This is a genomic window from Variovorax sp. V35 (genome assembly GCF_041154465.1).
Classification (GTDB): Bacteria; Pseudomonadota; Gammaproteobacteria; order Burkholderiales; family Burkholderiaceae_C; genus Variovorax; species Variovorax boronicumulans.
This window is the reverse complement of record NZ_AP028666.1, coordinates 1,114,402-1,140,779: the sequence shown is the minus strand read 5'-3', so window position 1 is coordinate 1,140,779 and position 26,378 is coordinate 1,114,402. Positions and strand designations below refer to the sequence as shown.

The following is a 26,378-nucleotide window of genomic DNA, read 5'->3' as shown; positions in this document are numbered from 1 at the left end:
GCTTCTAGAGAAAACGCTCCAGCAGCTTGCGCGACGCGCGGTCCAGCGCCTTCGCGTCGGGGATGCGGAACTGCACGCCATGCGCGCTCGCGATCAGCAGCGCGCCGCCTTCGAGCCGGCGGATGTCTTCCTCGGCCTTGAGCACGAAGCTGGTGTCGCCGCGGTCGGTGCTCACGGTCCAGGTGCTGGGCACGCCGAAGCTGGACACGCCGTGCAGCTTCAGCAAGGTGGGCGCGAAGTCGCGCACGGCGAGTTCTTCGGTCAGCAGCGCCTGGGTGGGCGCGGGCAGCTGGTCGACGCGGTCGACCCACACGAGTTCGCGGCCTTCGCTGCCGACCAGCGACACGCCCTCGTTGGGCGCGCTGAGCGGAAAGGCGCGCACGGGTGTCACGCCCACGTGGTGCTCGCCCTGCGCGTCGGTCAGCACGAGGCGCCCGAAGGTGTCGCGTGCGAGTTCGAAGCTGATGTTGGTATTGGTGCTGCTCATCACACGTCCCCTGCCGGATGGGCGGCGTGGCTCACGGCCAGCGGCGCCTGGGCGTTGGCGCGCTCGTCGGCGGCACCTTCGCTCACATCGTCTTCGTCGCCCTGGCGCAGCTGCGCCTGGTAGAGGCGCCAGTAGGCGCCCTGTTTGGCCATGAGCGCGTCGTGCGGCCCGACCTCGACCACCTCGCCGCGGTCCATGACCACGAGGCGGTCGGCCTTGCGCAGCGTGGACAAACGGTGGGCGATGGCGATGGTGGTGCGGCCCTGCACGAGGTTGTCGAGCGCCTTCTGGATTTCCTTCTCGGTCTCTGTGTCGACGGCCGAGGTGGCCTCGTCGAGGATCAGGATGCGCGGGTCGATGAGCAGCGCGCGCGCGATGCTGATGCGCTGGCGCTCGCCGCCCGACAGCCCCTGGCCGCGCTCGCCCACCAGCGAGTCGTAGCCGTGCGGCAGGCGCAGGATGAAGTCGTGCGCGTGGGCCGCGCGGGCCGCGGCCACCACCTCTTCGCGCGTGGCGTCGGGCTTGCCGTAGGCGATGTTCTGCGCGATGGTGCCGAAGAACAGGAAGGGCTCCTGAAGCACCAGCCCGACGTGGCGGCGGTAGTCGGCCACGGCGAAGCGGCGGATGTCGGTGCCGTCGACCTTGATGGCGCCGTCGGTCACGTCGTAGAAGCGGCAGATCAGGTTGACCAGCGTGCTCTTGCCCGAGCCGCTGTGGCCCACGAGGCCGATCATCTCGCCGGGCTCGATGGTCAGGTCGAGGTCGTGGATCACGGCGCGCGAGCCGTAGCGAAAACCGAGGCCGCTCATCTCGATGCGGCCCTGCACGCGCTCCACCTTCACGGGGTTGGCGGGCTCGGGCACGTTGCTCACGTGGTCCAGGATGTCGAAGATGCGCTTGGCGCCGGCCGCGGCCTTCTGCGTGACCGAGACGATGCGGCTCATCGAATCGAGCCGCGTGTAGAAGCGGCCGATGTAGGCGATGAAGGCGGTGAGCACACCCACCGTGATGCTGCCGCGCGCCACCTGCCAGATGCCGAAGGCCCAGACCACGAGCAAGCCGATTTCGGTGAGCAGCGACACGGTCGGCGTGAACAGCGACCAGGTGCGGTTGAGCTTGTCGTTGACCTGCAGGTTGTAGGCGTTGGCCACGCGGAAGCGCTCGGCCTCGCGGCGCTCCTGCGCAAAGGCCTTGACCACGCGGATGCCGGGAATGGTGTCGGCCAGCACGTTGGTCACTTCGGACCAGACGCGGTCGATCTTCTCGAAGCCGGTGCGCAGGCGGTCGCGCACGACGTGGATCATCCAGGCGATGAAGGGCAGCGGCACCAGCGTGACCACGGCCAGCAGCGGGTTGATCGAGATCAGGATGGCCGCCGTCATGACGATCATCAGCACGTCGTTGGCGAAATCGAGCGCGTGCAGCGACAGAAAGACGTTGATGCGGTCGGTTTCCGAGCCGATGCGCGCCATGAGGTCGCCGGTGCGCTTGCCGCCGAAGTAGTCCAGCGGCAGGGTCAGCAGATGCTCGTAGGTGGTGGTGCGCAGGTCGGCGCCGATGCGTTCCGAGACCAGCGCCAGCAGGTAGGTGCGCGCCCAGCCCAGCCCCCAGCCGACCAGCGCCGCGATCAGCAGGCCGCCCAGGTAGAGGCCGACCCGGGCGGAGTCGATCTTCTGCCCGTTCTGGAACGGGATCAGGATGTCGTCCATCAGCGGGATGGTCAGGTACGGCGGCACCAGCGTGGCGGCGGTGGAGATCAGGGTCAGGACAAACCCGAGGATCAGCTGCTTGCGGTACGGCCCGGCAAAGCGGCCCAGGCGCAGCAGCACCCAGGTCGAGGGCGGGGTCTGCAGCTCGGTGTCGGTGCCGTCGGCGTCGAGAAGTTCGGGCACCTCTTCTGTCGCCTTCGCGACAGCGGGCGCGGCGCGCTGGCCGAACAGCTTGAGCAGCTTCAGCGCCGCCGGCTGGCCAGCCAGGGTGTAGCGCCAGCGGGCGAGCTGTCCGGCGGGGCCGATGAGGTCGAGGGTTCCGACGCCGGCATGGTCGGAAAGACGCATTTCCAAGGCTTGATCGGTGAGTGGCCACTCACGCCACTCGCCGCCGGGTTCCAGGGCGATGAGCCGCTGGTCGGTCAGGGCGACGAGGCCCGTGGCGAAGCGAAGTTGGTCGTCGAGGTCAACCGCAAGTGTTACCGAAACGTTTTCAGCGCCTGCGAGTCGGCTTTTCAGCACGCCTGAGACCGCCTCCGTTTCGCCCGCCTGGGCGCCGACTGGATCGTGATGTTGCATTGTGTTTATTTGACTCTTGCCCGTCGCGGGCCGCTGGGACCGCGTCATGGCGTCCTTGGTCGGGCGCCGATTCTGACCGATCGCCATGGGTGCGCTTGAAGGCGCCGTGGTGCTCGGCCAAAGCACATCGAACGTTTGCATGACCCGTTTCGACGACATCCAATTGCTGCGCATCAACTATTTGCGCGGTCCCAACCTCTGGACCTACCGTCCGGTGCTCGAAGTCTGGCTCGACCTGGGCCAACTGGAAGACTTCCCCTCCAACAAGATCGACGGTTTCACCGACCGGCTGACCACCCTGCTGCCGGCGCTCATCGAGCACCACTGCGGCGTGGGCGAGCGCGGCGGCTTCATCCAGCGCCTGACCGAAGGCACCTGGTCGGGCCACGTGCTGGAGCACGTCGTGATCGAACTGCTGAACCTGGCCGGCATGCCGACCGGCTTCGGGCAAACCCGCAGCACCTCGGAGCACGGCGTGTACCGCATGGTGTTCCGCGCGCGTGACGAGCAGGTCGCCCGCGTTGCGCTCACCGAAGGCCATCGCCTGCTGATGGCAGCCATCAACAACGACCCGTTCACCGCGGCCGACGTGCAGACCGCCGTCGAAGCCGTCAAGGCCAAGGTCGAAGACTGCTACCTCGGCCCGAGCACCGCGGCCATCGTGTCCGCCGCCACCGACCGCGGCATTCCGCACATGCGCCTGAACAGCGGCAACCTGGTGCAGCTGGGCTACGGCGCCAACCAGCAGCGCATCTGGACCGCGGAAACCGACTACACCAGCGCCATCGGCGAATCGATCGCCAGCGACAAGGAGCTGACCAAGTCGCTGCTCGCCAGCTGCGGCGTGCCCGTGCCGCACGGCCAGGTGGTGGAGTCGCCCGAGGAAGCCTGGGAAGCCGCCGAGGACATCGGCCTGCCGGTGGTCGTGAAGCCGTCGGACGCCAACCACGGCCGCGGCGTGTCGCTCGAACTGACCACGCGCGAGGAAGTCATGGCCGCCTTCGCAGTCGCCGAGCCCGAAGGCAGCGACGTGATGGTCGAGCGCTTCATCCGCGGCCACGAACACCGCCTGCTGGTGGTGGGCGGCGAGGTGGTGGCGGCCGCGCGCGGCGAGATCATCACCGTGACCGGCGACGGCACCAGCACCGTGGCCGGGCTGATCGACAAGCAGCTCAACAGCGACCCGCGCCGCGGCGCCGAAGAAGAATTTCCGCTCGACGTGATCGTGCTGGCCACCGACGCCAAGCTGCAACTGGAGCTCAAGCGCCAGGAACTGGACGGCAACTCGGTGCCCGCCGCCGGGCGCGTGGTGACGATCCAGCGCAACGGCAACATGGCCTACGACTGCACCGACCTCGTGCACCCCGAGGTGGCGCACGCCGCCGTGCTCGCCGCCCGCGTGGTCGGCCTGGACATCGCGGGCATCGACATGGTCGCGCAAGATATTTCCAAGCCGCTGGGCCCGCAGGGCGGCGCGATCGTCGAAGTGAACGCCGGCCCCGGCCTGCTGATGCACCTGAAGCCGGCCATCGGCTCGCCGCGCCCCGTGGGCCGCGCCATCTGCGACCACCTGTTCCCGAACGACGCGCCCGGCCGCATCCCCGTGGTGGGCGTGGCCGGTTCGCGCGACACCGCCGTGCTCGCACGGCTGGTGGCCTGGCTCATCAACCTCGGCGGGCGCCACACCGGCCTGGCCTGCCGCGACGGCCTGTTCCTGGAACGCCGCCGCGTCGACGCACGCGACAGCGCCAACTGGGATGCCGGCCACCGCCTGCTCGTGAACCGCGCCGTCGAGGCCGTGGTGATCGAGAACGGCGCCGAGACCATCCTGCGCGACGGCCTGGCCTACGACCGCTGCGAAGTCGGCATCGTGACCGACCTCGAAGGCTGCGAAGCCCTGGCCGACTACGACATCACCGAGAGCGACCAGATGGTCAAGGTGCTGCGCACCCAGGTCGACGTGGTGCTGGGCGAAGGCACGGCCGTGCTGAACGCCGACGAGCCGCGCATCGCCGCGCTGGCGCCGCTGTGCGACGGCTCGGTCATCCTCTATGCCGCCGACCCGCAGGCCGCCGCGCTCTCCGCGCACCAGGCCGCCGGCGGCAAGGCCGTGCTGGTGCGCCAGGACCGCGTGGTGCTGGCCAACGGCACGAGCGAATCGTTCCTGCCCGGCCTGGGCCGACTGACCATCTGGCGCGCGACCCACGTCGGCGTGAGCCTCGAAAGCCTGCTGGCCGCCGTGGCCGCCGCCTGGGCCATGGGCATTCCGCTCAACCTGATCGGCGCTGGCGTCGAGGCCTTCGAAGCCGACCTGCAGGCGGCCCTGGCCTCGCTGCAGCTGTCGCAGGCCTCGCCCCTTTCGCCCCAACTACAACTGGCCTAACAATGCCCGCCCCCAGGCTCCGCGCACTTCGTGTCGCTTCGCCAACCCCCTCCCGGGGGCAACACCAGTGGCCCGGCAAAGCCGGTTCCACGGTGTTCCTTGAATAAGAACTTCGTGCCATGAAAGTCACCCGCATCCGCGCCCTGCGCGGCCCCAATCTCTGGAGCCGCCACACCACCATCGAGGCCGTCGTGGCCTGCGAAGGCGACGAGAACGCCGTCGGCAAGCTCGACGGGTTCGAAGCCCGCCTGCGCGCCCGCTTCCCGACCATCGGCGAGCTGCACCCGATGGTGCTCGGCCAGCCCCTGGCGCTGGCCCACGTGCTCGAGAACGCCGCCGTGGCGCTGCAGGCCCAGGCCGGCTGCGCCGTCAACTTCGGCAACACCGCGCCCACGACCGAAGAAGGCGTCTACCAGGTCACCGTGCAGTACACCGAGGAAGACGTGGGCCGCCGCGCCCTCGCCCTGGCCGAGACACTGATCCAGGCCGCGCTGGCCGACACCGCCTTCGACGCCGACGCCGCCATCACCGAGCTGCGCGACCTCGACGAGTCGGAGCGCCTGGGCCCGAGCACCGGCTCCATCGTCGACGCCGCCGTGGCGCGCGGCATTCCGTACCGCCGCCTCACCAGCGGCAGCCTGGTGCAGTTCGGCTGGGGCTCCAAGCAGCGCCGCATCCAGGCCGCCGAGATCGACAGCACCAGCGGCGTGGCCGAATCGATCGCGCAGGACAAGGAACTCACCAAGCAGCTGCTCAACGCCGCCGGCGTGCCGGTGCCGCTGGGCCGCCCCGTGACCAGCGCCGACGACGGCTGGGCTGCCGCCGAAGAAATCGGCCTGCCGGTCGTGGTCAAGCCGCAGGACGGCAACCAGGGCAAGGGCGTGACGGTGAACATCACCACGCGCGAGCAACTCACTTCGGCCTACGACTCGGCCGCCGTGTACGGCGAGGTGATGGTCGAGAAATTCTTGCCCGGCTTCGACTTCCGCCTGCTTGTGGTGGGCGACCGCCTCGTGGCCGCCGCGCGCCGCGACCCGCCGCAGGTGATCGGCGACGGCAGTTCCACCGTGCGCCAGCTGGTCGACACCGTGAACCTCGACCCGCGCCGCGGCGAGGGCCACGCCACCTCGCTCACCAAGATCCGCCTGGACGACATCGCCATCGGCCGGCTCGAGTCGCAGGGCCTCACGCCCGAGAGCGTGCCCGAGCTGGGCCAGCGCGTCGTGCTGCGCAACAACGCCAACCTCTCGACCGGCGGCACCGCCACCGACGTCACCGACACCGTGCACCCCGAAGTGGCCGCGCGCGCCGTCGATGCGGCGCAGATGGTCGGCCTGCACATCTGCGGCGTCGACATGGTCTGCGAGAACGTGCTGCGCCCGCTCGAAGAACAACACGGCGGCGTGGTCGAAGTGAACGCCGCGCCCGGCCTGCGCATGCACATCTCGCCCTCGTTCGGCCGCGGCCGCGCGGTCGGCGAAGCGGTGATGGACACGCTGTTCGCCCCCGGCGACGACGGCCGCATTCCCGTGGTGGCCGTCACCGGCACCAACGGCAAGACCACCACCGCGCGCCTGATCAACCACATCATTGCCTCCAGCGGCCTGCGCACCGGTATGACGAACACCGACGGCGTGTACGTCAACGGCCGCCAGACCGACAGCGGCGACTGCAGCGGCCCCAAGAGCGCGCGCAACGTGCTGATGCACCCCGACGTCGACGCGGCCGTGTTCGAAGTGGCCCGCGGCGGCGTGCTGCGCGAGGGCCTGGGCTTCGACCGCTGCGAAGTGGCCGTGGTCACCAACATCGGGAGCGGCGACCACCTGGGCCTGAACTACATCACCACGGTCGAAGACCTGGCGGTGCTCAAGCGCGTGATCGTGCGCAACGTGGCGCCCGACGGCTACGCGGTGCTCAACGCGGCCGACGTGAACGTCGCCGCCATGGCGGCCGGCTGCCCCGGCAACGTGATCTTCTTCACCGCCGACCGCATGCACCCGGTGATGGCCACGCACCGCGCGCAGGGCAAGCGCACCGTGTACGTCGACCAGGACACGCTGGTGGCCGCCGAAGGCTCGTGGCGCGAACGCATCGCGCTGCGCGACGTGCCCATCACGCGCGGCGGCACCATCGGCTTCCAGGTCGACAACGTGATGGCCTCGGTGGCCGCCGCGTGGGCCGTGGGCCTCGATTGGGACACCATCCGCAGCGGCCTGTCGAGCTTCATGAACGACGCGGCCGGCGTGCCCGGGCGCTTCAACGTCATGGACTACCGCGGCGCCACCGTGATCGCCGACTACGGCCACAACACCGACGCCATGAAGGCGCTGGTGTCGGCCGTGGACACCATGCCCGCCAACAAGCGCTCGGTGGTCATCAGCGGCGCGGGCGACCGGCGCGACTCCGACATCCGCGACCAGACCGCGATCCTCGGCCAGGCCTTCGACGACGTGATCCTGTACCAGGACGCGGCGCAGCGCGGCCGGGCCGACGGCGAAGTCATGGCGCTGCTGCGCCAGGGCCTGCAGGGCGCCTCGCGCACGCGCCAGATCGACGAGATCCGCGGCGAGTTCGTCGCCATCGACGCCGCGCTGGCGCGGCTGCAGCCGGGCGACCTGTCGCTCATCCTGGTCGACCAGGTCGAAGAGGCGCTGGCCCATCTCGCGCAGCGCATCGCGCAGGGCTGATCCACCCGCCCCGCAGCGCAGGAGGCCTGCCCTCCTTGCGCTGACGGACGTGTCCCACACGCAGGGGCGCGTCCGGCCCGCTCCACGGCGTGCGGCTTGTCCCACAGCCCGGCCCGGGCGCCCGGCCCACACTGGGGACCGGTCGCGCCCTGCGTGCTTTTGTCTTCCTCATGTCCGCTCGCACGGCGCGCCTTTCCAGGAGCCCCGATGACGACCCATTCCCTCCGTTCCACCGTGTCGACCGCCGCCCTCGTGGCGTTCGGCGGCTTCTTCATGGCCTGTGCGCCGCTGGCCTCGGCCCAGGCGCCCGGCAGCGACGCGCGGATGCAAAAGGAACGCGCCACCTGTGACGGCGTGCAACAGGACCGCGCGGCCTGCCTGCGCGAAGCCGGCGCCGCGCGCCAGGAAGCCGGTCGCCACGGCCTGACCACTCCCGGTGCGGAACGCGAAGACGCCAACGCGCTCGCACGCTGCCGCGAACAACCCGTGGCCGACCGCGCCGATTGCGAAGCGCGCATCCGCGGCGGTGCGCGCACCTCCACCGAAGGCAGCGTGATGGGCGGCGGCGTGATCCGCGAAACCGTCACCCCGCTGCCGCCGCAGCCCGTGCAGCCGGCGCGCTGATCGCGCGAGGCCGGCCTTCACCCCGATACGCCAGACAAGGAGCACACCATGCCAAACAATGCGCGTTCGATGATCTTTGCCCTGCTCGCACTCAGCGGGCTGGCCACCACCACCATCGCCACGGCCGCCCGAGGCGACGGCGGCGGCAGCACCTACCAGCAGGAGGTTGCGGTCTGCGGCCACAACCAGCAGGACCGTGCCGCCTGCATCCGCGAAGCCGGCGCCGCGCGCCAGGCCGCGGCGCGCGGCGGCCTCACCTCCGCGCCCGACTACCGCGCCAACGCCGTGGCCCGCTGCGGCCTGCAACCGCCGGCCGAGCGTGCCGACTGCGAAGCCCGCGTGCTGGGCAGCGCAGGCAACATCCGCAGCAATGTCGATGGCAGCGTGATGGGTGGCGGCGTGATCCGCGAATCGGTTTCGACCCGCGTGGTGAACATACCGGCCGCAACATTGCCGCCGCCGATGGCCGCCCCGATGCCGGCACCGATGCCTGCGGAACCGATGCCGATGCCCATGCCGCGCCCCGTGCCGGTGCAGTGACCCGGTGCGCATCGCCCGGAATGCGCCTCGGTGATAACACCGACGACACGTTCGCGGGCGATGCCCTCGTTTGTCATCAAATCGTCACAAAATACAGGCATGTGCTAGCTATAGTTCCCGGTCCCTGCCAACCGAGGAACACTTTCCCATGAATGCCATCAAGGTCGCTCGCCGATTCATTGAAACGGACCCGGCCAACGAATCGGCCAAGATCCTTGCCCAACTCGTGCTGGCGCTCGAAGCCGAACGCAGCTTCGAGTTGATCACGCTCTACAGCCTCGACTACAAGAGCTTCCAGCTTGCGATGGACATCCTGAAGGAGTGGCGCCTGGACCGCTACTACGCCAGCAAGTCCAAGCTGTTCGATCTCTCGCTGCAAGTCACCGAGCTCGAAGCGGGCAACAGCGCCGCTTCCTGAGCCCGTCCCATGGCGGCTCGGTACCTGGCGTACCCGGGCCCGCCTGTTTCATTTCCCCCAGCGCAACACCAAGGGATCGAGCCGCCGCGCGGTCTCGATGAGGCCGGCGCGCGTCTCGGGATGCAGCGCGGGCAGCGGATGCCGCGGCGCTTCGCAGGCGATCACGCCGCCTTCCTTCATCAGCGCCTTGCAGGCCAGCAGGCCCGCCTGGCGGTTCTCGCAGTTGATGAGCGGCAGCCACCGCTGGTACAGCGCGAAGGCCTGGTCGCGGTCGCCTGAACGGTGCGCCTCGATGATCGGGCGGATGCCGTCCGGATAACCGCCGCCGGTCATCGCACCGGTCGCGCCGGCGTCGAGGTCGGACATCAGCGTGATCGCTTCTTCGCCGTCCCACGGGCCTTCGATGGCATCGCCGCCCAGGCGGATCAGCTCGCGCAGCTTCGACGCGGCGCCGGCCGTCTCGATCTTGAAGTACGCGACCTGCTCGATCTCTTTCGCCATGCGCGCGAGGAACGGCGCCGACAGCACCGTGCCGCTCGCGGGTGCGTCCTGGATCATGATCGGAATCGTCACCGCATCCGAGAGCCGCGCGTAGAACTCGTAAATTTGCGGCTCCGGCACGCGGAAGGTCGCGCCGTGGTACGGCGGCATCACCATCAGCATCGCCGCGCCCATGTCTTGCGCGCGACGGCTGCGCTCGGCGCAGACCTGGGTGCTGTAGTGCGTGGTGGTCACGATCACCGGCACGCGGCCCTTCACGTGCTCGAGGATCGTGCGCGTGAGCACCTCGCGCTCCTCGTCGGACAGCACGAACTGCTCGGAGAAATTCGCCAGGATGCACAGGCCGTCGGAGCCCGCGTCGATCATGAAATCGACGCAGCGCTTCTGGCTCTCCAGGTCGAGCGCGCCCTGTTCGGTGAAGGTGGTGGGCACCACCGGGAAGATGCCGCGGTATCGGGGGGTCATGACGTGTGATCAGTGGGAGTGGCGGGGAACGGCCGAGCCTCTGCAGCCGACCAGGAAATCGAAGTCGCAGCCTTCGTCGGCCTGCAGCACGTGGTTGACGTAGAGCTTCTGGTAGCCGCCGCCGCGCGTGCTCATCGGCTGCGCATCGGAGGCGGACAGCGACGCCAGGCGCGACGCGAGTTCCTCGTCGCTGATGTCCAGGTGCAGCCGCCCCGCATCGCAATCGAGCTCGATCCAGTCGCCATCGCGCACCGCCGCGAGCGGCCCGCCGTCGGCCGCTTCGGGCGCGACATGCAGCACCACCGTGCCGTACGCCGTGCCGCTCATGCGCGCGTCGGAGATGCGCACCATGTCCTTCACGCCCTGGCGCAGCAGCTTCGGCGGCAGGCCCATGTTGCCCACCTCGGCCATGCCGGGGTAGCCCTTGGGGCCGCAGTTCTTCAGCACCATCACGCAGCTCGCGTCGATGTCCAGGTCTTCATCGACGATGCGCGCCTTGTAGTGCTCCAGGTTCTCGAACACGACGGCGCGGCCTCGGTGCTTCAGCAGCTCGGGCGTGGCGGCCGAGGGCTTGAGCACCGCGCCGCGCGGCGACAGGTTGCCGCGCAGGATGCGGATGCCGCCGTCAGCGATCAGCGGGTTGTCGAGCGGGCGGATCACCTCGTCGTTCAGGCTCGGCGCCTCGCGCACGTTGTCCCAGAGCGACTGGCCATTGACGGTGAGCGCGCCGGGATGCGGCAGCAGCCCGTTCTCGCCGAGGCGGCGCAGCACGGCGGGCAGGCCGCCCGCGTAATAGAACTCTTCCATCAGGAAGCGCCCCGAAGGCATGAGGTCGACGATGGTCGGCGTGTGGCTGCCGATGCGCGTCCAGTCTTCCAGCTCGAGCTCGACGCCGATGCGCCCCGCGATCGCCTTCAGGTGGATCACCGCGTTGGTCGATCCGCCGATGGCCGCGTTCACGCGGATCGCGTTCTCGAAGGCCTCGCGCGTGAGGATCTTCGACAGCGTGAGCCCGTCCTTGGCCATCTGCACCGCGCGCGCGCCCGACATCTGCGCCAGCACGTAGCGCCGCGCATCGACCGCCGGAATCGCCGCGTTGTGCGGCAGCGAGGTGCCCAGCGCCTCGGCCATGCAGGCCATGGTGGAGGCCGTGCCCATCGTGTTGCAGGTGCCCGCCGAGCGCGACATGCCGCCCTCGGCCGAGAGGAACTGGTGCAGGTTGATCTCGCCCGCCTTCAGCGATTCGTGCAGCTGCCACACGGCTGTGCCCGAGCCGATGTCCTTGCCGTCGAGCTTGCCGTTGAGCATCGGCCCGCCCGTGACCACGATGGCCGGAATGTCGCAGCTGGCCGCGCCCATCAGCAGCGCGGGCGTGGTCTTGTCGCAGCCCGTGAGCAGCACCACCGCATCGACCGGGTTGCCGCGAATCGCTTCTTCGACGTCCATGCTCGCGAGGTTGCGCGTGAGCATCGCGGTGGGCCGCAGGTTCGATTCGCCGTTCGAGAACACCGGGAACTCGACCGGGAAGCCGCCCGCCTCCGAGATGCCGCGCTTGACGTGCTCGGCGATCTTGCGGAAGTGCGCGTTGCACGGCGTGAGTTCCGACCAAGTGTTGCAGATGCCGACGATGGGGCGGCCATCGAACTCGTGGTCGGGGATGCCCTGGTTCTTCATCCAGCTGCGGTACATGAAGCCGTTCTTGTCGGCGGAGCCGAACCATTCGGTCGAGCGCAGTTTCTTTGTCATGGGGAAGTGGTCAGCGGCGCGGGGCGCGCGAGGTGAAGAAGCGTTGGAGCAGGCAGAACACGAAGAGCAGCGCGCCGACCACGATGCGCGTCCACCACGAGCTCAGCGTGCCGTCGAAGGAAATCAGCGTCTGGATGATCCCGAGCATCAGCACGCCGAAGAGCGTGCCCGCCACGTAGCCCACGCCGCCCGTGAGCAGCGTGCCGCCGATCACCACCGCCGCGATGGCGTCGAGCTCCAGCCCGAGCGCATGCAGGCCGTAGCCTGAGAGCATGTAGAAGGTGAAGATCACCCCCGCCAGCGCCGAGCAGAAACCCGAGAGCGTGTACACGCCCACGAGCGTGCGGCGCACCGGCAGGCCCATGAGCATCGCCGAATGCTCGCTGCCGCCGATGGCGTACACCGCGCGCCCGAACGGCGTGCAGTGCGCGATGAACACCGCGGCCAGCAGCACGGCGATGGCGATCACCGCGCTGACCGACACCGAGGCCTCGCCCCAGATGGGAATGCGGATCTGCGAGACCTCGGAGTAGAAATCGTTGGTGATGCTGATCGAGTCGATGCTGATGAGGTAGCACAGCCCCCGCGCGAGAAACATGCCCGCGAGCGTGACGATGAAGGGCTGCAGCCGGAAGCGCTCGATGAGAAGCCCCATGAACGCACCGAAGGCCGTGCCCATCGCCAGCACCAGCGGAATCACGACCGCCGGGCTCCAGCCGTGCTTCTCGACCAGCGAGGCCGACACCATCGTCGTGAGCGCGATCACCGAGCCCACCGAGAGGTCGATGCCGCCCGAGAGGATCACGAAGGTCATGCCGACCGCGACGACGATCAGGAAGGCGTTGTCGATCAGCAGGTTGAGGAACACCTGCGCCGAGAAGAAGCCGTCGTAGAACACCGAGCCCAGCGTGGCCATCAGCACGAATAGCGAGATGGTCGCGGTGAGCGGCAGGTACTTCGGATTGAGTCTTGCCTTGCTCCCACGCGCGGGAGCGGGTGGGGCCGAGGGTGCGGCCTCGATCACTGCGCTCATGCCCTGCTCCCGTCGTGCACCGGCCGCTGCACCAGCGTGCGAACCTCCGCCCGGAACTCCGGCGACTGCATCAGCATCACCACGAACACCACCACCGCCTTCACCACGAGGTTGATCTCCGGCGGCACGCCCAGCGAATAGATCGCGTAGGTGAGCGTCTGGATGATGAGCGCGCCGATCACGCTGCCCACGAGGCTGAAGCGGCCGCCCGTGAGCGCCGTGCCGCCGAGCGTGACCGCGAGGATCGCGTCCAACTCCAGCAGCTGGCCGGCGTTGTTGCCGTCGGCGCTCTTCACGTTCGAGCTGATCAACAGGCCCGCCACGCCCGCGCACACGCCGCAGAACGCATACGCGCCGACGACCAGCCGCCGCGCCTGGATGCCCGCCACGCGCGCCGCCGTCGGGTTGATGCCCACCGCCTGGATGAACAGGCCGAGCGCCGTGCGCGTGATCGCCAGGTACAGCAGCGCGAACACCGCCGCCACGATGAACAGCGAGAACGGCAGCCCCAGCAGGTAGCCGCTGCCGAGGAAGAAGAAGGGCTTGTAGTAGATCGTGATGATCTGCCCGTCCGCGACCAGTTGCGCGATGCCGCGCCCCGCCACCATGAGGATCAGCGTCGCGATGATCGGCTGCATGCCGACCTTGGCGACCAGCAAGCCGTTCCACAAGCCGCACAGCAGCGCGACGGCCAACGCCGCGAGGATCGCGAGCGGCATCGGGAAGCGGCTCACGTCGCTGGACACCGAGCCGCCGATCATCCAGGCCGCGACCGCCGCCGCGATGGCCACCACCGCGCCCACCGAGATGTCGATGCCGCGCGTGGCGATCACGAGCGTCATGCCGAGCGAGACCAGCACCAGCGGCGCCGCGCGGTTCACGATGTCGATCAGGCTGCCGTAGAGATGGCCATCGCGCCATTCGAGGTGCAGGAAGCTCGCGTTGAACGCGGTGTTGGTCGCGAGCAGCAACAGCAGCGTGATGACCGGCCAGGCGAGCCGGTGGCTCATGAGGGACGAAAGGCGGTTCATGCGGCAGCGATCATTTCGTAGACCTCATCCTCGGTCGACCCGCCCGGCAGCTCGCCCACCTTCTGCCGGTCGCGCAGCACCACGATGCGATGCGCCACACGCACCACCTCGCTCATCTCCGACGAGATGAAGATCACCGCCATGCCCGCGCGCGCGAGCCGCAGGATCTCTTCCATGATCTCCTGCTTGGCAGCCACGTCGATGCCGCGCGTGGGCTCGTCCAGGATCAGCAAGCGCGGCTCGGTCGCGAGCCAGCGCGCGATCATGGCTTTCTGCTGGTTGCCGCCCGAAAGCAGGCCGATGGGCGTTTCGACACTGGCGGTCTTGATGCCCAGCGAGGCGACAAAGCGCTCGGCCATCGCAGTCTGCTCGGCGTGCGAAAGAAATTTCCGCGTGCCCAGGCGGGCCTGCAGCGCGAGCGCGATGTTCTCGCGCACCGACAACTCGGCCACGATGCCGTCGGTCTTGCGCTCTTCGGGGCACAGCGCAAGGCCTTCGCGGATCGCATCCGCCGGGTTCGAGAAGCTGACGGAGCGGCCGTCGATCTTCAACACGCCACGGTCGGGCGATTCGAGGCCGAACAGCAGGCGTGCCAGTTCGGTGCGACCCGCGCCGAGCAGGCCGGCGATGCCGACGACCTCGCCGGCGCGCACGCGCAGATCGGTGGCCTGCAACTGCCCGGCCTGCCCCAGTCCTTCGGATTGCAGCAGCGCGGGCGCCGCTTCATCGAACGCGGGCAGCGCGGCAGGTCGTGCCGACTGCGCCGCCAACTCGCGACCCAGCATCGCCGCGATCAACGCCTGCGGGCCAAGCTCTGCAGCCTTCCACTCGCCCACCCAGTTGCCATTTCGCAGCACGGTGATGCGGTCGGACACCGCGTACATCTGGTTGAGGAAGTGCGTCACGAAGACGATGGCGAGGCCCTCGCCGCGCAAACGCCGAAGCACCTCGAACAGCTTTTCCACTTCGTCGTCATCGAGGCTCGAGGTCGGCTCGTCGAGGATCAACACCTTCGACGACACGCCGAGCGCCCGTGCGATCGCCACCATCTGCTGCACCGCGACCGAGTAGCTCGACAGCAAGCGCGTCACGTCGATGTCGAGCCCGATGCGCGCCAACAGCTCCGAAGCCCTGCGGTTCACCGCCGCCCAGTCGATGCGAAAGCCCTGCAGCGCGCCGCAGCGCGGATAGCGCCCTGCGAACACGTTCTCCGCCACCGAGAGGTTCGGGCACAGGTTCACCTCCTGGTAGACCGTGCTGATGCCCAGCTTCTGCGCTTCCAGCGGCGAGGCGGGACGGATGGCCTCGCCACCCAGGAACATCTCGCCGCCGCTCGAAGGCAGCACGCCCGTGAGCACCTTGATGAGCGTGGACTTGCCCGCGCCGTTCTGTCCCATCAGCGCGTGGATCTCGCCCGGGTAGAGCTTCAGCTGCACGCCGTTGAGCACCGGGATGCCGGCGAACTGCTTGTGGATGCCCCGCAACTCCAGCACGGGGGTGACGCCGCTGTCGGTCATGCGTTCACTTGTTCTTGTTGTAGACGTCGATGAACACCGCCGCCAGCAGCACCAGCCCCTTGATGACCTGCTGGTAGTCGATGCCGATGCCCAGGATCGACATGCCGTTGTTCATCACGCCCATGATGAAGGCACCGATCACCGCGCCCATCACGCGGCCCACGCCACCCGAGGCCGAGGCGCCGCCGATGAAACAGGCAGCGATCACGTCGAGCTCGAAGCCGAGGCCCGCCTTGGGCGTGGCGGTGTTCAGGCGCGCCGCGAACACGAGGCCCGCGAGCGCCGCCAGCGCACCCATGTTCACGAAGGTGAGGAACGCCAGCCGCTGCGTCTTCACGCCCGACAGCCGCGCCGCCTTCTCGTTGCCGCCCAACGCATAGATGCGCCGGCCGATGGTCGTGCGGTTGGTGACGAAGTCGTACACCACGATCAGCACCGCCATCACCACCAGCACGTTGGGCAGGCCCTTGTAGGTCGAGAGCAGGTAGCTGAAGAAAAGAATGATCGCCGCGAAGAACAGGTTCTTCACGAGGAAGAAGGCATACGGCTCCTGCTCCATGCCGTGCGCCTTGAGCTTGGCGCGCCCACGCAGCTTGAAGAACACCAGCGCCGCAGCGGCCAGTGCACCCACGATCAGCGAGGTGGTGCGCAGCGTGTCACCGCCCAGCGGATCGGGAATGAAGCCCGAGCTGAGCCGCTGGAACTCGACCGGGAACGGCCCCACCGACTGCCCCGCCAGGAGCGCCAGCGTGAGCCCCTTGAACACCAGCATGCCCGCGAGCGTGACGATGAACGAAGGGATCTTGCGGAACGCCACGAACCAGCCCTGCGCGGCGCCGATCACCGCGCCGGCCGCGATACTGATGAGGGCCGTCGGCACGAAGTGCCATTCGTACTCCACCATCAGCACCGCCGCGAGCGCGCCGATGAAGCCGCAGACCGAGCCCACCGACAGGTCGATGTGCCCCGCCACGATCACCAGCAGCATGCCCAGCGCCATGATGACCACGTAGCTGTTCTGCAGCAGCAGGTTGGTGAGGTTCAGCGGGCGCAAGAGCGTGCCGTCGGTCAGCACCTGGAACAGCACCATGATCGCGACCAGCGAGATCAGCATGCCGTATTCGCGCAGGTTGTTCTTCAGGAAGCCTACATGGAGCTTCGGGGTGACGGCAGGTGCGGCGCCCTGCACCGCGTTGGCTTCAGGCAGGGACATGAACGGAACTCCCTGCGCTTACGATCGCATGCATGATGCGCTCCTGCGACGCCTCGGCCGCCGTGAACTCGGCCACGAAGCGGCCCTCGTTCATCACGTAGATGCGGTCGCACATGCCGAGCAGCTCGGGCAGTTCGGAAGAAATCATGAGAATGCCTTTGCCCTCGCTCGCGAGCTGGTCGATGATGGTGTAGATCTCGTACTTGGCGCCCACGTCGATACCGCGCGTGGGTTCGTCCAATATCAGCAGTTCGGGCTTCGTGAAGAGCCACTTGCTCAGCACCACCTTCTGCTGGTTGCCGCCCGACAGATTGACCACCAGCTGCTCGACGCCCGAACAGCGGATGTTCAGCGCCTTCTTGAAATCGTTGGCCACCTTGAACTCGCGGCCATCGTCGATCACCGCGCGCTCGGCAATCGCATCGAGGTTCGCGAGGCTGATGTTCTTGCGGATGCCTTCCTCCAGCACCAGCCCGAGGCCCTTGCGGTCTTCGGTGACGTAGGCGATGCCGTGGTCGATGGCCTTGCGCACGGTGCTCACGTCCACCGGCTGGCCGTGCATCAGCACCGAGCCGCTGATGCGCTGGCCGTACGACTTGCCGAACACGCTCATCGCGAGCTCGGTGCGACCCGCGCCCATGAGGCCCGCGATGCCGACGATCTCGCCCTGGCGCACCTGCAGGTTCACGCCCTTGATCTGTTCGCGGTCGGCATGCAGCGCGTGGTGCACGCGCCAGTCGCGCACCTCCAGCACGGTCTCGCCGATCTTCGGCGAGCGCTGCGGGTAGCGGTGTTCCATGTCGCGGCCCACCATGCCGCGGATGATGCGGTCTTCGCTGATCGGCGCGCTGCGGCAGTCCATCGTCTCCACCGTCGCGCCATCGCGCAGCACGGTGATCGAATCGGCCACCTTGGCGATCTCGTTGAGCTTGTGCGAGATGAGGATCGACGCGATGCCCTGGCGCTTCAGTTCGAGCAGCAGCGCGAGCAGCGCGTCGCTGTCGTTCTCGTTCAGGCTCGCGGTGGGCTCGTCGAGGATCAGCAGCTTCACTTCCTTCGCCAGCGCCTTGGCGATTTCCACCAGCTGCTGCTTGCCCACGCCCAGGTCGGTCACGAGCGTGGTGGGCGGCTCCTTCAGGCCCACCTTGGCGAGCAACTCGCGCGTCTTCGCATAGGCGGCAAACCAGTCGATCACGCCGCCGCTCGCGATCTCGTTGCCGAGGAAGATGTTCTCGGCAATCGAGAGCAGCGGCACCAGCGCGAGCTCCTGGTGGATGATGATGATGCCGAGCTTCTCGCTGTCGGCGATGCCCTTGAAGCGGCGAAGCTCACCTTCGAAATGGATCTCGCCGGTATAGGAGTCGCACGGGTAGACGCCGCTCAAGACCTTCATGAGCGTCGACTTGCCCGCGCCGTTCTCGCCGACCACCGCGTGGATCTCCCCCGCGCGCACGGCGAGGTTGACGTTGCTCAGGGCCTTCACGCCCGGGAACGTCTTGGTGATCCCGCGCATCTCGAGGATCGTGCGCGCTTCGCCGGCCTGGCTCACTTGACCTGGCTTTCCTTGTAGTAGCCGCTGTCCACCAGCACCTGCTTCCAGTTGGAGCCATCCACGCTCACCGGCTTGAGCAGGTACGAGGGCACGACCTTGATGCCGTTGTTGTAGGTCTTGGTGTCGTTCACCTCGGGCGCCTTGCCCGAGAGCATGGCGTCGACCATCGCCACCGTCACCTTGGCCAGCTCGCGCGTGTCCTTGAACACGGTGGAGCTTTGCTCCTTGCGCAGGATCGACTTGACCGAGGGAATCTCCGCGTCCTGCCCCGACACCACCGGCATCGGTTGCGAACCCGAGCCGTAGCCCACGCCCTTGAGCGACGACAGGATGCCGATCGACAGGCCGTCGTACGGCGACAGCACCGCATCCACGCGGTCCTTCGTGTAGTAGGCCGACAGCAGGTTGTCCATGCGCGCCTGCGCCACCGCACCGTCCCAGCGCAGCGTGCCGACCTTGTCCATGCCCATCTGCTTGCTGCGCACCACGAGCTTGCCGCTCTTGATGTACGGGTCGAGCACCGACATGGCGCCGTTGTAGAAGAAGAAGGCGTTGTTGTCGTCGGGCGAGCCGCCGAACAGCTCGATGTTGAACGGCCCCTTGCCGCTCTTGAGGCCCAGCGCCGCCTCGATGGACTGCGCCTGCAGCACGCCGACCTGGAAGTTGTCGAAGGTGGCGTAGTAGTCGACGTTCTTCGAGCCCTTGATGAGCCGGTCGTAGGCGATGACCTTCACGCCCTTGTCAGCCGCCTTCTGCAGCACGTCGGACAGCGTGGTGCCGTCGATGGCGGCAATGACCAAGACCTTCGAGCCCTTGGTCACCATGTTCTCGATCTGCGCGAGCTGGTTCGGAATGTCGTCGTCCGCGTACTGCAGGTCGGTCTTGTAGCCCTTGTCCTTGAAGTACTTGACCATGTTGGCGCCGTCGGCGATCCAGCGCGCCGACGACTTGGTGGGCATCGAGATGGCGATGAGGCCCTTGTCCTGCGCGTGGGCCAGCGGCGTGAAGCCGACGACGGCGAAGGCCAGGCCCGCGAGCGAGGCCTTGAGGAAGTTGCGTTTCATGTCGGTCGGTCCTCAGTACTTGCGATTGGGAAATTCTTTGGCCGCGACTTCCATCGGGAAGATGCCTTCTTCCGTGACGATGCGCTTGGGCAGCGTCTTGCCGGCCTTGATGTCCTTCACCGCGCTCATGAGCTGCGGCCCGAGCAGCGGGCTGCATTCGACCGACACGTTGAGCTTGCCGGCGATCATGGCTTCGAAGGCGCCCTTCACCCCGTCGATGGAGATGATGGTGATGTCCTTCGCGGGCTTCATGCCGGCCTCTTCGATCGCCTGGATGGCGCCGATGGCCATGTCGTCGTTGTGCGCGTAGAGCACGTTGATCTTCTTGCCCTCGGCCTTGAGGAAGGCTTCCATCACCTCCTTGCCCTTGGCGCGCGTGAAGTCGCCGGTCTGCGAGCGGGTGATCTTGAACTTCGGGTCGGCCTTGATGATTTCCTCGAAGCCCTTCTTGCGGTCGATGGCGGGGGCCGAGCCCACGGTGCCCTGCAGCTCGACGATGTTCACCTCGCCCTTCTGGTCCTTCATCTTCTCGACCAGCCAGCGGCCGGCCTTGCGGCCTTCCTCGGTGAAGTCGGAGCCCATGAAGGTCACGTAGAGCGAGTCGTCCTTGGTGTTCACGGAGCGGTCGGTCAGCACCACCGGGATCTTGGCGGCCTTGGCTTCGCGCAGCACGGTTTCCCAGCCCGACTCGACCACGGGCGAGAACGCGATCACGTCGACCTTCTGCGCGATGTACGAGCGGATGGCCTTGATCTGGTTTTCCTGCTTCTGCTGCGCATCGGAGAACTTCAGTTCGATGCCCGCCTCCTTGGCCGAGGACTTGATCGACTCGGTGTTGGCGGTGCGCCATTCGCTCTCGGCGCCCACCTGCGCGAAGCCGAGCACGAGTTTCTTCTGCGCGAGGGCGGACACGGGCAGCATGCTGCCCAGGGCTGCGGCGGCGAGCGCGGTGTTGAGGGTGCGGCGATTCATGGTCATGGTTGTCTCCTTCTTGATGAGTCTGTGATGTGTTCGGTCAGGCCAGCATGTAGCCGGTCTTCACCGTCGTGTAGAACTCCGCGGCGTGGCGCCCTTGTTCGCGCGGCCCGTAGCCCGACCCCTTGCGGCCGCCGAAGGGCACATGAAAGTCCACCCCCGCGGTCGGCAGATTGACCATCGTCATGCCGACCACGGCATGGCGCCTGAAATGCATCGCGTGCTTCAGCGAGTTGGTGCAGAGGCCCGCGCACAGGCCGAAGGGCGTGTCGTTGCACAGCGCGAGCGCTTCGTCGTAATCGGCGGCGCGCAGCACGCAGGCCAACGGCCCGAAGATTTCTTCGCGCGCGATGCGGTGTTCGGGTTGGGCCAGGAAGAGCGCGGGGGTCATGTAGTGGCCGGCGGTGGCGCGCTGCAGCGCCTCGCCGCCCCACACGTGTTCCGCGCCCTCTTCGCGCGCGATGTCGATCCACGCGAGGTTCTGCGCCAGCCGCTCTTCGTCGGCCACGGGGCCGATGTCGATGCCGCGCTCCAGCGCGTGGCCGATCTTCAGCGTCTTCAGGCGCTGGCGCAGCTGCGCCACGAAGGCGTCGTGCACGGCGGCTTCGACGATGAGGCGGCTCGATGCCGTGCAGCGCTGGCCGTTGGAAAAGTAGGCGCCCTGCACCGCGCAGTCGACGGCGCGGTCCAGGTCGGCATCGGCCAGCACGACCAGCGCGTTCTTGCCGCCCATCTCCAGCTGCACCTTGGCGCGCCGTGCAGCCGCTGCCTGCAGCACGCGTTCGCCGTTGGCGGCCGAGCCGGTGAAGCTCAGCGCATCGACCAGCGGGCTGTCGACCAGCGCCTGGCCCGCTTCGCGGCCGCTGCCCATCACGAGGTTGAACACGCCGGCCGGCAGCGTGGCGCGGCCGATGATGTCGGTGAGCGCCCAGCCGCAGGCCGGCACCAGCTCGGCCGGCTTGAAGACCACGCTGTTGCCGTGCGCCAGCGCCGCGGCAATCTTGGAGGCCGGCACCGCGAAGGGCGTGTTCCACGGCGTGATGAGGCCCACCACGCCGACCGGTTCGCGCGTCACGTCGACCTGCACGCCGGCGCGCACCGAGGCCACGTTCTCGCCACCGCCGCCGCGCAGGGCTTCGCCCGCGAAGAACTTGAAGATCTGGCCGGCGCGCGCCACCTCGGCCACGGCCTCGGGCAGCGTCTTGCCGACCTCGCGCGCCAGCAGCAGGCCCAGCTCGTCCTTGCGGGCCAGCAGCTCGGCGCCGATGCGGTCGAGCACGTCGGCGCGCCGCTGCGGCGTGCTGTGGCTCCAGTGCACGAAGGCTTCGCTGGCCGCGCGAATCGCCAGCTCGACCTGGCGCCGGTCGGCACGTGCGTACTCGGCCACCACTTCGCTGGTGTCCGATGGATTGACGCTGACACCGGTGGTCGCGCTGGTTTCCCAGCGGCCGTTGATGTACTGGCGCACGCTCTGCCGAAGCTCGCCGTGGATCACCGTGGCGCTGCCTTGTCTCTGTTGTTATGGGACTGGGGCGGAAGTCTAGGAATGATTTCGATATCGATCCAATCGTTTTTTAGACAAAATGCATATCAATCGGTGGATTCTGGAAAACCCCGTCAGACCTTCGTTCGCAGCCTCTTCATGAACACCTACAACCACTGGTTCATCCGCGCCCGCCTCAAGACCCGGCAACTGCTGTTGCTGGTGGCGCTGGCCGAGGAAGGCAACATCCACCGCGCGGCGCAGGTGCTCAACATGACGCAGCCCGCCGCGTCGAAATTGCTGAAGGACCTGGAAGACGTGCTCGAGGTGCCGCTGTTCGAGCGGCTGCCGCGCGGCATGCGCCCCACCTGGTACGGCGAGACCATGATTCGCCACGCCCGCGTGGCGCTGGCCAGCCTGAACCAGGCGCACGACGAGCTCACCGCCCTGAAGGCCGGGCGCCTCGGCCAGGTGAACGTGGGCGCCATCACCGCGCCGGGCCTCACGCTGATGCCGCCGGCCGTGGCGATGGTCAAGCGCGAGCAGCCCGACCTGCGCGTGTCACTGGAGATCGAGACCAGCCCGGTGCTGCTCGAGCGGCTCGAGCAGGGCAAGCTCGACATCCTCGTGGCGCGGCTGTTCGCCGAGCACGACAAGTCGCAGCTGCGCTACGAGGCGCTCACCGAGGAACCCGTGTGTGCGCTGGTGCGCCCCGGCCATCCGCTGCTGGGCGTGAGCGGCCTCACGCTGCGCGACGTGGTGGGCGCCGGCTGGATCGTGCCGCCCGCGGGCAGCGTGCTGCGCCACCGCTTCGAGCTGATGTTCCAGGAGGAAGGCCTGGCGCCGCCGGGCAACATCATCGAGAGCCCGGCGCTGCTGTTCATCACGCGCATGCTGCAGCAAAGCGACATGGTCGCGGTGCTGGCGACCGACGTGGCGCGCTACTACGCGGCGCACGGCATCGTGTCGCTGCTGCCGCTGGACATGCCCTGCCACATGGACGCCTTCGGCATCATCACGCGCACCGACCGGCTGCTGTCGCCGGCCGCGAAGGTGATGATGAAGGCGCTGAAGACGGCCAGCATGAGCGTCTACGGCCGCAAGCTCGAGATGGACTGATCAGGTCCAGCCGGCGTCCACCGTGAACTCTTGCGCGGTGCACATCTTCGCGTCGTCCGACGCGAGGAACAGCACCATGCGCGCGATGTCTTCCGGCATCAACTTGTCGGGCAGGCACTGATTGCGGTGCAGCGCCTTCTCGCCCTCCTCGTCGAGCCACAGCGCCACCTGCCGCTCGGTCATCACCCAGCCGGGCGACACGGTGTTGATGCGGATGCGGTCGCGGCCCAGCTCCACCGCGAGCCCGCGCGTGAGGCCGTTCACCGACGACTTGGCGATCGCGTAGCAGGGATAGCCCGAGCCCTTGGTCTGCCAGCCCGTGGAGCCGAGGTTGATCACCGAGCCGAAGCCCAGGCGCTTCATGCCCGGCACCACCGACTGGATCGCGAACAGCGCGGGCCGTTCGTTGATGGCCATGCGGTTGTCGTAGTAGTCGGGCGTGACCGATGCGAGCGTGTGGCGGTCGTCGCTGGCCACGTTGTTGACCAGCACCGCGAAGTCGCCGAGCTCGGCGGCCGCGTCGGCCATGGCCTGCTGCAGCGCGCCGATGTCGCGCACGTCGCAGGCGCGCCACCACGGCGCGGCGTGGCCGGCTCCGGCGATCTGCGCGGCCAGCGCCGCGCTGGCAGCTTCTGCAATATCGACAAAGGCCACGCACGCGCCCTGCGCCGCAAAAGCAGCGACGATGGCCGCGCCGATGCCGCTGCCGCCACCGGTGACGAACACGGTGCGGCCCTTCAGGCTGGGATGGATGGAAAGCTGAGGGGAATTCAAGGACAAGGTCTCCAGGGGCATCTCGTGACATTGCAAAACACATATCAATCGATGCAGTTATTTTCAATTTCTATTATCAATATGCCTTGATACGATCCGCCGCGTCAAGGCGACATGACATTCAAGAAAGAACAAATGACCATGCAAGAGACAAGCGCCCCTTCTTCGCCGCTCGCAGCGCCCCGCGTGCTCGGCACCCCCGAATGCCTCTGGCCGGCCGCCGCCGACCTCGGCGAAGGCACGCTGTGGTCGGTGCGCGAGCAGGCGCTGTACTGGATCGACATCCTGCAGCCGCGCCTGTTCCGCTACGACCCGGCCACGGGCGCGCAGCGCACCTGGCACTTCGACGAAGAGATCACCGCGATTTCCGAGCGCGCGTCGGCGCCGGGCCTGTTCCTCACGCTGCGCCGCGGCTTCGCGCTGTTCGACACCACCGCGCCCGGCGACACCACGAAGCCGCGCTACCTGCACCAGCCCGAACCCGAGCGCACCGGCAACCGCTTCAACGACGGCAAGTGCGACAGCCGCGGCCGCTTCTGGGCCGGCAGCATGGACTTCGACTGCAAGGCGCCCACCGGCGCGCTCTACCGCTTCGACGCCGAGGGCCGATGCACCCGGCACGACGACGGCTTCGAGGTGACCAACGGGCCGACGTGGTCGGGCGACGGCCGCACCATGTACTTCAACAACACGGCGATCAACACGATGTACGCCTACGACTTCGACATGGAAGCCGGCGCGGTGTCGAACAAGCGCGTGTGGCACCGCTTCCCGAAGGGCGACGGCCTGCCCGACGGCATGACCACCGACGCGGCCGGCCGCCTGTGGATCGCGCACTGGGACGGCGCCTGCGTCACCTGCCACGACCCGGTGAGCGCCGCCGAGCTGTGCCGCATCGCGCTGCCCGCGAGCAACGTGACCGACTGCGCCTTCGGTGGTGCAGACATGCAGACGCTCTACATCACGACGGCGCGCAACGGCCGCACCGAAGATCAACTGAAGAGCGAGCCGCTGGCCGGTGGGCTCTTCTCGGTGCGCATCGACAGCCCGGGCGTGCCGGCGGCGTTGTTCGCGGGCTAGGCCGCCCCGGGCCCCTCGCGCGGCTGCAGCGACGGCAGGTGCGCCGCCGCGAAATCGGCGAACAGCCGGGCACGCGCGAAGCTGCCACGGGACGAGGGCCACACCGCGTGGACCGGAATCCTCGGCGACTCGAACTCGGTCAGCACCAGTTCGGCCTGCCCGCTGTCGAGCAGGTCGCGGATCTGCCACAGCGGCGTGAAGAACAGGCCCAGCCCGCTCAGCACGGCCGCATAGATCGCGGCCGTGTTGTCGGCCCGGAAGCGCCCCGTCACCTTGACGCGCTGCAGCGTGCCGTCGACCGTGAAGGGCCAGTGCGCGTCGCTGCCGTGCGTGGTGCGCACCACGCACTGGTGGTCGGCGAGGTCTTCGGGCCGCTGCGGCCGTCCGTGCCGCGCGAAGTACGCCGGCGAGCCGAACACCACCAGCCGCAGCTCGCCGAGCGGCTTGGCCGCCAGTTCGGAATCGGGCAGTTCGCCGATGCGGATGGCCAGGTCCAGCTCGCCTTCGATCAGGTCCACGAAACGGTCGGAGGCCGTGAGCTCGACCTCCATGTCCGGGTAGCGCTGCATGAACGCGCCGATCAGCGGCACCACGAAGGCCGGCGCGAACTGCACCGGCGCGGCCACGCGCAGCAGGCCCCGCGGCGAGGCGAGCTGGCTGCTGGCCTCGACGGCCGCCGCATCGAACTCCGCCAGCGCGGCCCGCACGCGGCGGTGGTAGGCCAACCCCACTTCGGTGACCGACGACTGCCGCGTCGTGCGGCGAAGGAGCTGCACGCCCAGACTGCGCTCGAGCACGCTCAGCGAGCGGCTGATGGACTGCACCGAGCGCCCCAGTTGCCGGGCCGCCGCGCTCTGGCTGCCGTGGTCGACGATGGCCACGAAGGCCCGGATGTCCTGAATCTGGTCCATGGATTCTCTCGGTCTGGATGAAGGTCTATGGCGGCGCGCGTGGATTCCCGATGGCGCCTGCCGTTCGTATCTTCGAGGCCTCGCGGTCGCAGGCCGCATTGCCACAAACGAAGCGAAGGAATCATTCCATGAAACAACGACACAGACCCACCGTGCGGGTGGTCGGCACCGACGGCGCAGAGGGGCTGCAACCTCGTCCGCGCACCTTGACCCCCTACATCCAGGAGCTTGCCCAGTCATGACCACCCGAAAACTGCCGGCCCGCTATGCGGGCATCGCCATGCCCTTCCTGCTGTCGATCTTCATGTCGTGCATCGTGGCGGGCATCTCCACGCTCAAGAGCGTGGGGCTGGCCTCGGGCCTGTTCCAGATGTGGATGGCCGCATGGGGCGTGTCGTGGCTGGCCGCGTTTCCGTCGCTGCTCGTGGTGCTGCCGGTCGTGCGCCGGATCGTGGCGGCGACGGTGCAGAGCCCGCAGCGCTGATCC

Annotated in this window: 22 protein-coding genes; 8 read left to right on the top strand and 14 right to left on the bottom strand. The window is 68.1% G+C overall.

All coding sequences use genetic code 11. The annotated features are described in order from the left end of the window. Positions 1-4: 4 nt before the first annotated feature. Positions 5-487: a DUF1854 domain-containing protein gene (locus tag ACAM42_RS05180; protein ID WP_095743688.1), complete on the bottom strand. Its 483-nt coding sequence runs from the start codon at positions 485-487 to the stop codon at positions 5-7. Continuing rightward, complete coding sequence (locus tag ACAM42_RS05175; protein ID WP_369631311.1) at positions 487-2,775, bottom strand: ABC transporter ATP-binding protein; 2,289 nt, start codon at positions 2,773-2,775, stop codon at positions 487-489. The genes ACAM42_RS05180 and ACAM42_RS05175 overlap by 1 nt, the downstream gene beginning before the upstream one ends. 139 nt (positions 2,776-2,914) lie before the next feature. Here ACAM42_RS05175 and cphA (ACAM42_RS05170) point away from each other — a divergent pair, with 139 nt between their 5' ends. The 5 genes from cphA (ACAM42_RS05170) (at position 2,915) to ACAM42_RS05150 (ending at position 9,427) form a co-directional block, all read left to right on the top strand. Continuing rightward, positions 2,915-5,158, top strand: a complete 2,244-nt coding sequence (cphA, locus tag ACAM42_RS05170; protein WP_369631310.1) for a cyanophycin synthetase — start codon at positions 2,915-2,917, stop codon at positions 5,156-5,158. A gap of 119 nt (positions 5,159-5,277) precedes the next feature. Continuing rightward, positions 5,278-7,845 (top strand): cyanophycin synthetase, encoded by a 2,568-nt coding sequence (cphA, locus tag ACAM42_RS05165; protein ID WP_369631309.1) that lies wholly within the window; start codon positions 5,278-5,280, stop codon positions 7,843-7,845. Between the two features lie 207 nt (positions 7,846-8,052). Beyond that, positions 8,053-8,469, top strand: a complete 417-nt coding sequence (locus ACAM42_RS05160; protein WP_095743684.1) for a hypothetical protein — start codon at positions 8,053-8,055, stop codon at positions 8,467-8,469. 48 nt (positions 8,470-8,517) lie between these two features. Next, complete coding sequence (locus ACAM42_RS05155; RefSeq protein WP_070060037.1) at positions 8,518-9,009, top strand: hypothetical protein; 492 nt, start codon at positions 8,518-8,520, stop codon at positions 9,007-9,009. A 148-nt stretch (positions 9,010-9,157) separates the two neighbouring features. Further along, positions 9,158-9,427 (top strand): hypothetical protein, encoded by a 270-nt coding sequence (locus ACAM42_RS05150; protein WP_062480564.1) that lies wholly within the window; start codon positions 9,158-9,160, stop codon positions 9,425-9,427. 48 nt (positions 9,428-9,475) lie between these two features. Here the strand turns inward: ACAM42_RS05150 and ACAM42_RS05145 are convergent, their stop codons facing one another. Genes ACAM42_RS05145 through ACAM42_RS05100 form a run of 10 tightly spaced genes read right to left on the bottom strand, consistent with a single transcriptional unit; the run spans position 9,476 to position 22,019 of the window. After that, complete coding sequence (locus ACAM42_RS05145; RefSeq protein ID WP_369631308.1) at positions 9,476-10,393, bottom strand: dihydrodipicolinate synthase family protein; 918 nt, start codon at positions 10,391-10,393, stop codon at positions 9,476-9,478. A gap of 9 nt (positions 10,394-10,402) precedes the next feature. Continuing rightward, a complete protein-coding gene (locus tag ACAM42_RS05140) occupies positions 10,403-12,139 on the bottom strand; it encodes an IlvD/Edd family dehydratase (RefSeq protein WP_139700879.1) in 1,737 nt (578 codons plus the stop codon). A 10-nt stretch (positions 12,140-12,149) separates the two neighbouring features. Continuing rightward, positions 12,150-13,172 carry a galactofuranose ABC transporter, permease protein YjfF gene (yjfF, locus tag ACAM42_RS05135; protein ID WP_369631307.1) on the bottom strand — a complete coding sequence of 341 codons (1,023 nt, stop codon included), beginning with the start codon at positions 13,170-13,172 and terminating at the stop codon, positions 12,150-12,152. Continuing rightward, entirely contained in the window at positions 13,169-14,203 is a 1,035-nt protein-coding gene (locus ACAM42_RS05130; protein ID WP_369631306.1) for an ABC transporter permease, read from the bottom strand. The genes yjfF and ACAM42_RS05130 overlap by 4 nt, the downstream gene beginning before the upstream one ends. Then, positions 14,200-15,720, bottom strand: coding sequence for a sugar ABC transporter ATP-binding protein (locus ACAM42_RS05125; protein ID WP_369631305.1), 1,521 nt, complete (start codon positions 15,718-15,720; stop codon positions 14,200-14,202). Before ACAM42_RS05125 ends, ACAM42_RS05130 begins: the two co-directional genes overlap by 4 nt. A gap of 4 nt (positions 15,721-15,724) precedes the next feature. Further along, positions 15,725-16,933 (bottom strand): multiple monosaccharide ABC transporter permease, encoded by a 1,209-nt coding sequence (mmsB, locus tag ACAM42_RS05120; protein WP_307638418.1) that lies wholly within the window; start codon positions 16,931-16,933, stop codon positions 15,725-15,727. Further along, positions 16,920-18,446: a multiple monosaccharide ABC transporter ATP-binding protein gene (mmsA, locus tag ACAM42_RS05115; RefSeq protein WP_369632722.1), complete on the bottom strand. Its 1,527-nt coding sequence runs from the start codon at positions 18,444-18,446 to the stop codon at positions 16,920-16,922. Before mmsA ends, mmsB begins: the two co-directional genes overlap by 14 nt. 32 nt (positions 18,447-18,478) lie before the next feature. Further along, on the bottom strand, positions 18,479-19,549 hold the full coding sequence (chvE, locus tag ACAM42_RS05110; RefSeq protein ID WP_062480578.1) for a multiple monosaccharide ABC transporter substrate-binding protein: 1,071 nt from the start codon (positions 19,547-19,549) through the stop codon (positions 18,479-18,481). A gap of 12 nt (positions 19,550-19,561) precedes the next feature. Beyond that, positions 19,562-20,527 carry an ABC transporter substrate-binding protein gene (locus tag ACAM42_RS05105; RefSeq protein ID WP_062480580.1) on the bottom strand — a complete coding sequence of 322 codons (966 nt, stop codon included), beginning with the start codon at positions 20,525-20,527 and terminating at the stop codon, positions 19,562-19,564. Positions 20,528-20,564: 37 nt separating this feature from the next. Beyond that, positions 20,565-22,019 (bottom strand): aldehyde dehydrogenase family protein, encoded by a 1,455-nt coding sequence (locus ACAM42_RS05100; RefSeq protein WP_369631304.1) that lies wholly within the window; start codon positions 22,017-22,019, stop codon positions 20,565-20,567. Between the two features lie 147 nt (positions 22,020-22,166). Between ACAM42_RS05100 and ACAM42_RS05095 the strand changes: the two genes are divergently transcribed. Continuing rightward, positions 22,167-23,126: a LysR family transcriptional regulator gene (locus ACAM42_RS05095; protein ID WP_062480583.1), complete on the top strand. Its 960-nt coding sequence runs from the start codon at positions 22,167-22,169 to the stop codon at positions 23,124-23,126. Here the strand turns inward: ACAM42_RS05095 and ACAM42_RS05090 are convergent, their stop codons facing one another. Further along, a complete protein-coding gene (locus ACAM42_RS05090; protein ID WP_369631303.1) occupies positions 23,127-23,921 on the bottom strand; it encodes an SDR family NAD(P)-dependent oxidoreductase in 795 nt (264 codons plus the stop codon). A gap of 114 nt (positions 23,922-24,035) precedes the next feature. Between ACAM42_RS05090 and ACAM42_RS05085 the strand changes: the two genes are divergently transcribed. Beyond that, positions 24,036-24,980 (top strand): SMP-30/gluconolactonase/LRE family protein, encoded by a 945-nt coding sequence (locus ACAM42_RS05085; protein ID WP_369631302.1) that lies wholly within the window; start codon positions 24,036-24,038, stop codon positions 24,978-24,980. On the opposite strand, the gene ACAM42_RS05080 is transcribed toward ACAM42_RS05085, so the two are convergent. Next, complete coding sequence (locus ACAM42_RS05080; RefSeq protein WP_369631301.1) at positions 24,977-25,891, bottom strand: LysR family transcriptional regulator; 915 nt, start codon at positions 25,889-25,891, stop codon at positions 24,977-24,979. The genes ACAM42_RS05085 and ACAM42_RS05080 overlap by 4 nt on opposite strands. 238 nt (positions 25,892-26,129) lie before the next feature. Between ACAM42_RS05080 and ACAM42_RS05075 the strand changes: the two genes are divergently transcribed. Then, positions 26,130-26,375 carry a DUF2798 domain-containing protein gene (locus ACAM42_RS05075; protein WP_070060049.1) on the top strand — a complete coding sequence of 82 codons (246 nt, stop codon included), beginning with the start codon at positions 26,130-26,132 and terminating at the stop codon, positions 26,373-26,375. Positions 26,376-26,378: the final 3 nt, after the last annotated feature.

Coding starts and splice junctions, on each gene's coding strand:
- ACAM42_RS05180 (WP_095743688.1), bottom strand. CDS start 487: ATGAGCAGCACCAATACCAACATCAGCTTCGAACTCGCACGCGACACC.
- ACAM42_RS05175 (WP_369631311.1), bottom strand. CDS start 2,775: ATGCAACATCACGATCCAGTCGGCGCCCAGGCGGGCGAAACGGAGGCG.
- cphA (WP_369631310.1), top strand. CDS start 2,915: ATGACCCGTTTCGACGACATCCAATTGCTGCGCATCAACTATTTGCGC.
- cphA (WP_369631309.1), top strand. CDS start 5,278: ATGAAAGTCACCCGCATCCGCGCCCTGCGCGGCCCCAATCTCTGGAGC.
- ACAM42_RS05160 (WP_095743684.1), top strand. CDS start 8,053: ATGACGACCCATTCCCTCCGTTCCACCGTGTCGACCGCCGCCCTCGTG.
- ACAM42_RS05155 (WP_070060037.1), top strand. CDS start 8,518: ATGCCAAACAATGCGCGTTCGATGATCTTTGCCCTGCTCGCACTCAGC.
- ACAM42_RS05150 (WP_062480564.1), top strand. CDS start 9,158: ATGAATGCCATCAAGGTCGCTCGCCGATTCATTGAAACGGACCCGGCC.
- ACAM42_RS05145 (WP_369631308.1), bottom strand. CDS start 10,393: ATGACCCCCCGATACCGCGGCATCTTCCCGGTGGTGCCCACCACCTTC.
- ACAM42_RS05140 (WP_139700879.1), bottom strand. CDS start 12,139: ATGACAAAGAAACTGCGCTCGACCGAATGGTTCGGCTCCGCCGACAAG.
- yjfF (WP_369631307.1), bottom strand. CDS start 13,172: ATGAGCGCAGTGATCGAGGCCGCACCCTCGGCCCCACCCGCTCCCGCG.
- ACAM42_RS05130 (WP_369631306.1), bottom strand. CDS start 14,203: ATGAACCGCCTTTCGTCCCTCATGAGCCACCGGCTCGCCTGGCCGGTC.
- ACAM42_RS05125 (WP_369631305.1), bottom strand. CDS start 15,720: ATGACCGACAGCGGCGTCACCCCCGTGCTGGAGTTGCGGGGCATCCAC.
- mmsB (WP_307638418.1), bottom strand. CDS start 16,933: ATGTCCCTGCCTGAAGCCAACGCGGTGCAGGGCGCCGCACCTGCCGTC.
- mmsA (WP_369632722.1), bottom strand. CDS start 18,446: ATGCGCGGGATCACCAAGACGTTCCCGGGCGTGAAGGCCCTGAGCAAC.
- chvE (WP_062480578.1), bottom strand. CDS start 19,549: ATGAAACGCAACTTCCTCAAGGCCTCGCTCGCGGGCCTGGCCTTCGCC.
- ACAM42_RS05105 (WP_062480580.1), bottom strand. CDS start 20,527: ATGACCATGAATCGCCGCACCCTCAACACCGCGCTCGCCGCCGCAGCC.
- ACAM42_RS05095 (WP_062480583.1), top strand. CDS start 22,167: ATGAACACCTACAACCACTGGTTCATCCGCGCCCGCCTCAAGACCCGG.
- ACAM42_RS05090 (WP_369631303.1), bottom strand. CDS start 23,921: ATGCCCCTGGAGACCTTGTCCTTGAATTCCCCTCAGCTTTCCATCCAT.
- ACAM42_RS05085 (WP_369631302.1), top strand. CDS start 24,036: ATGACCATGCAAGAGACAAGCGCCCCTTCTTCGCCGCTCGCAGCGCCC.
- ACAM42_RS05080 (WP_369631301.1), bottom strand. CDS start 25,891: ATGGACCAGATTCAGGACATCCGGGCCTTCGTGGCCATCGTCGACCAC.
- ACAM42_RS05075 (WP_070060049.1), top strand. CDS start 26,130: ATGACCACCCGAAAACTGCCGGCCCGCTATGCGGGCATCGCCATGCCC.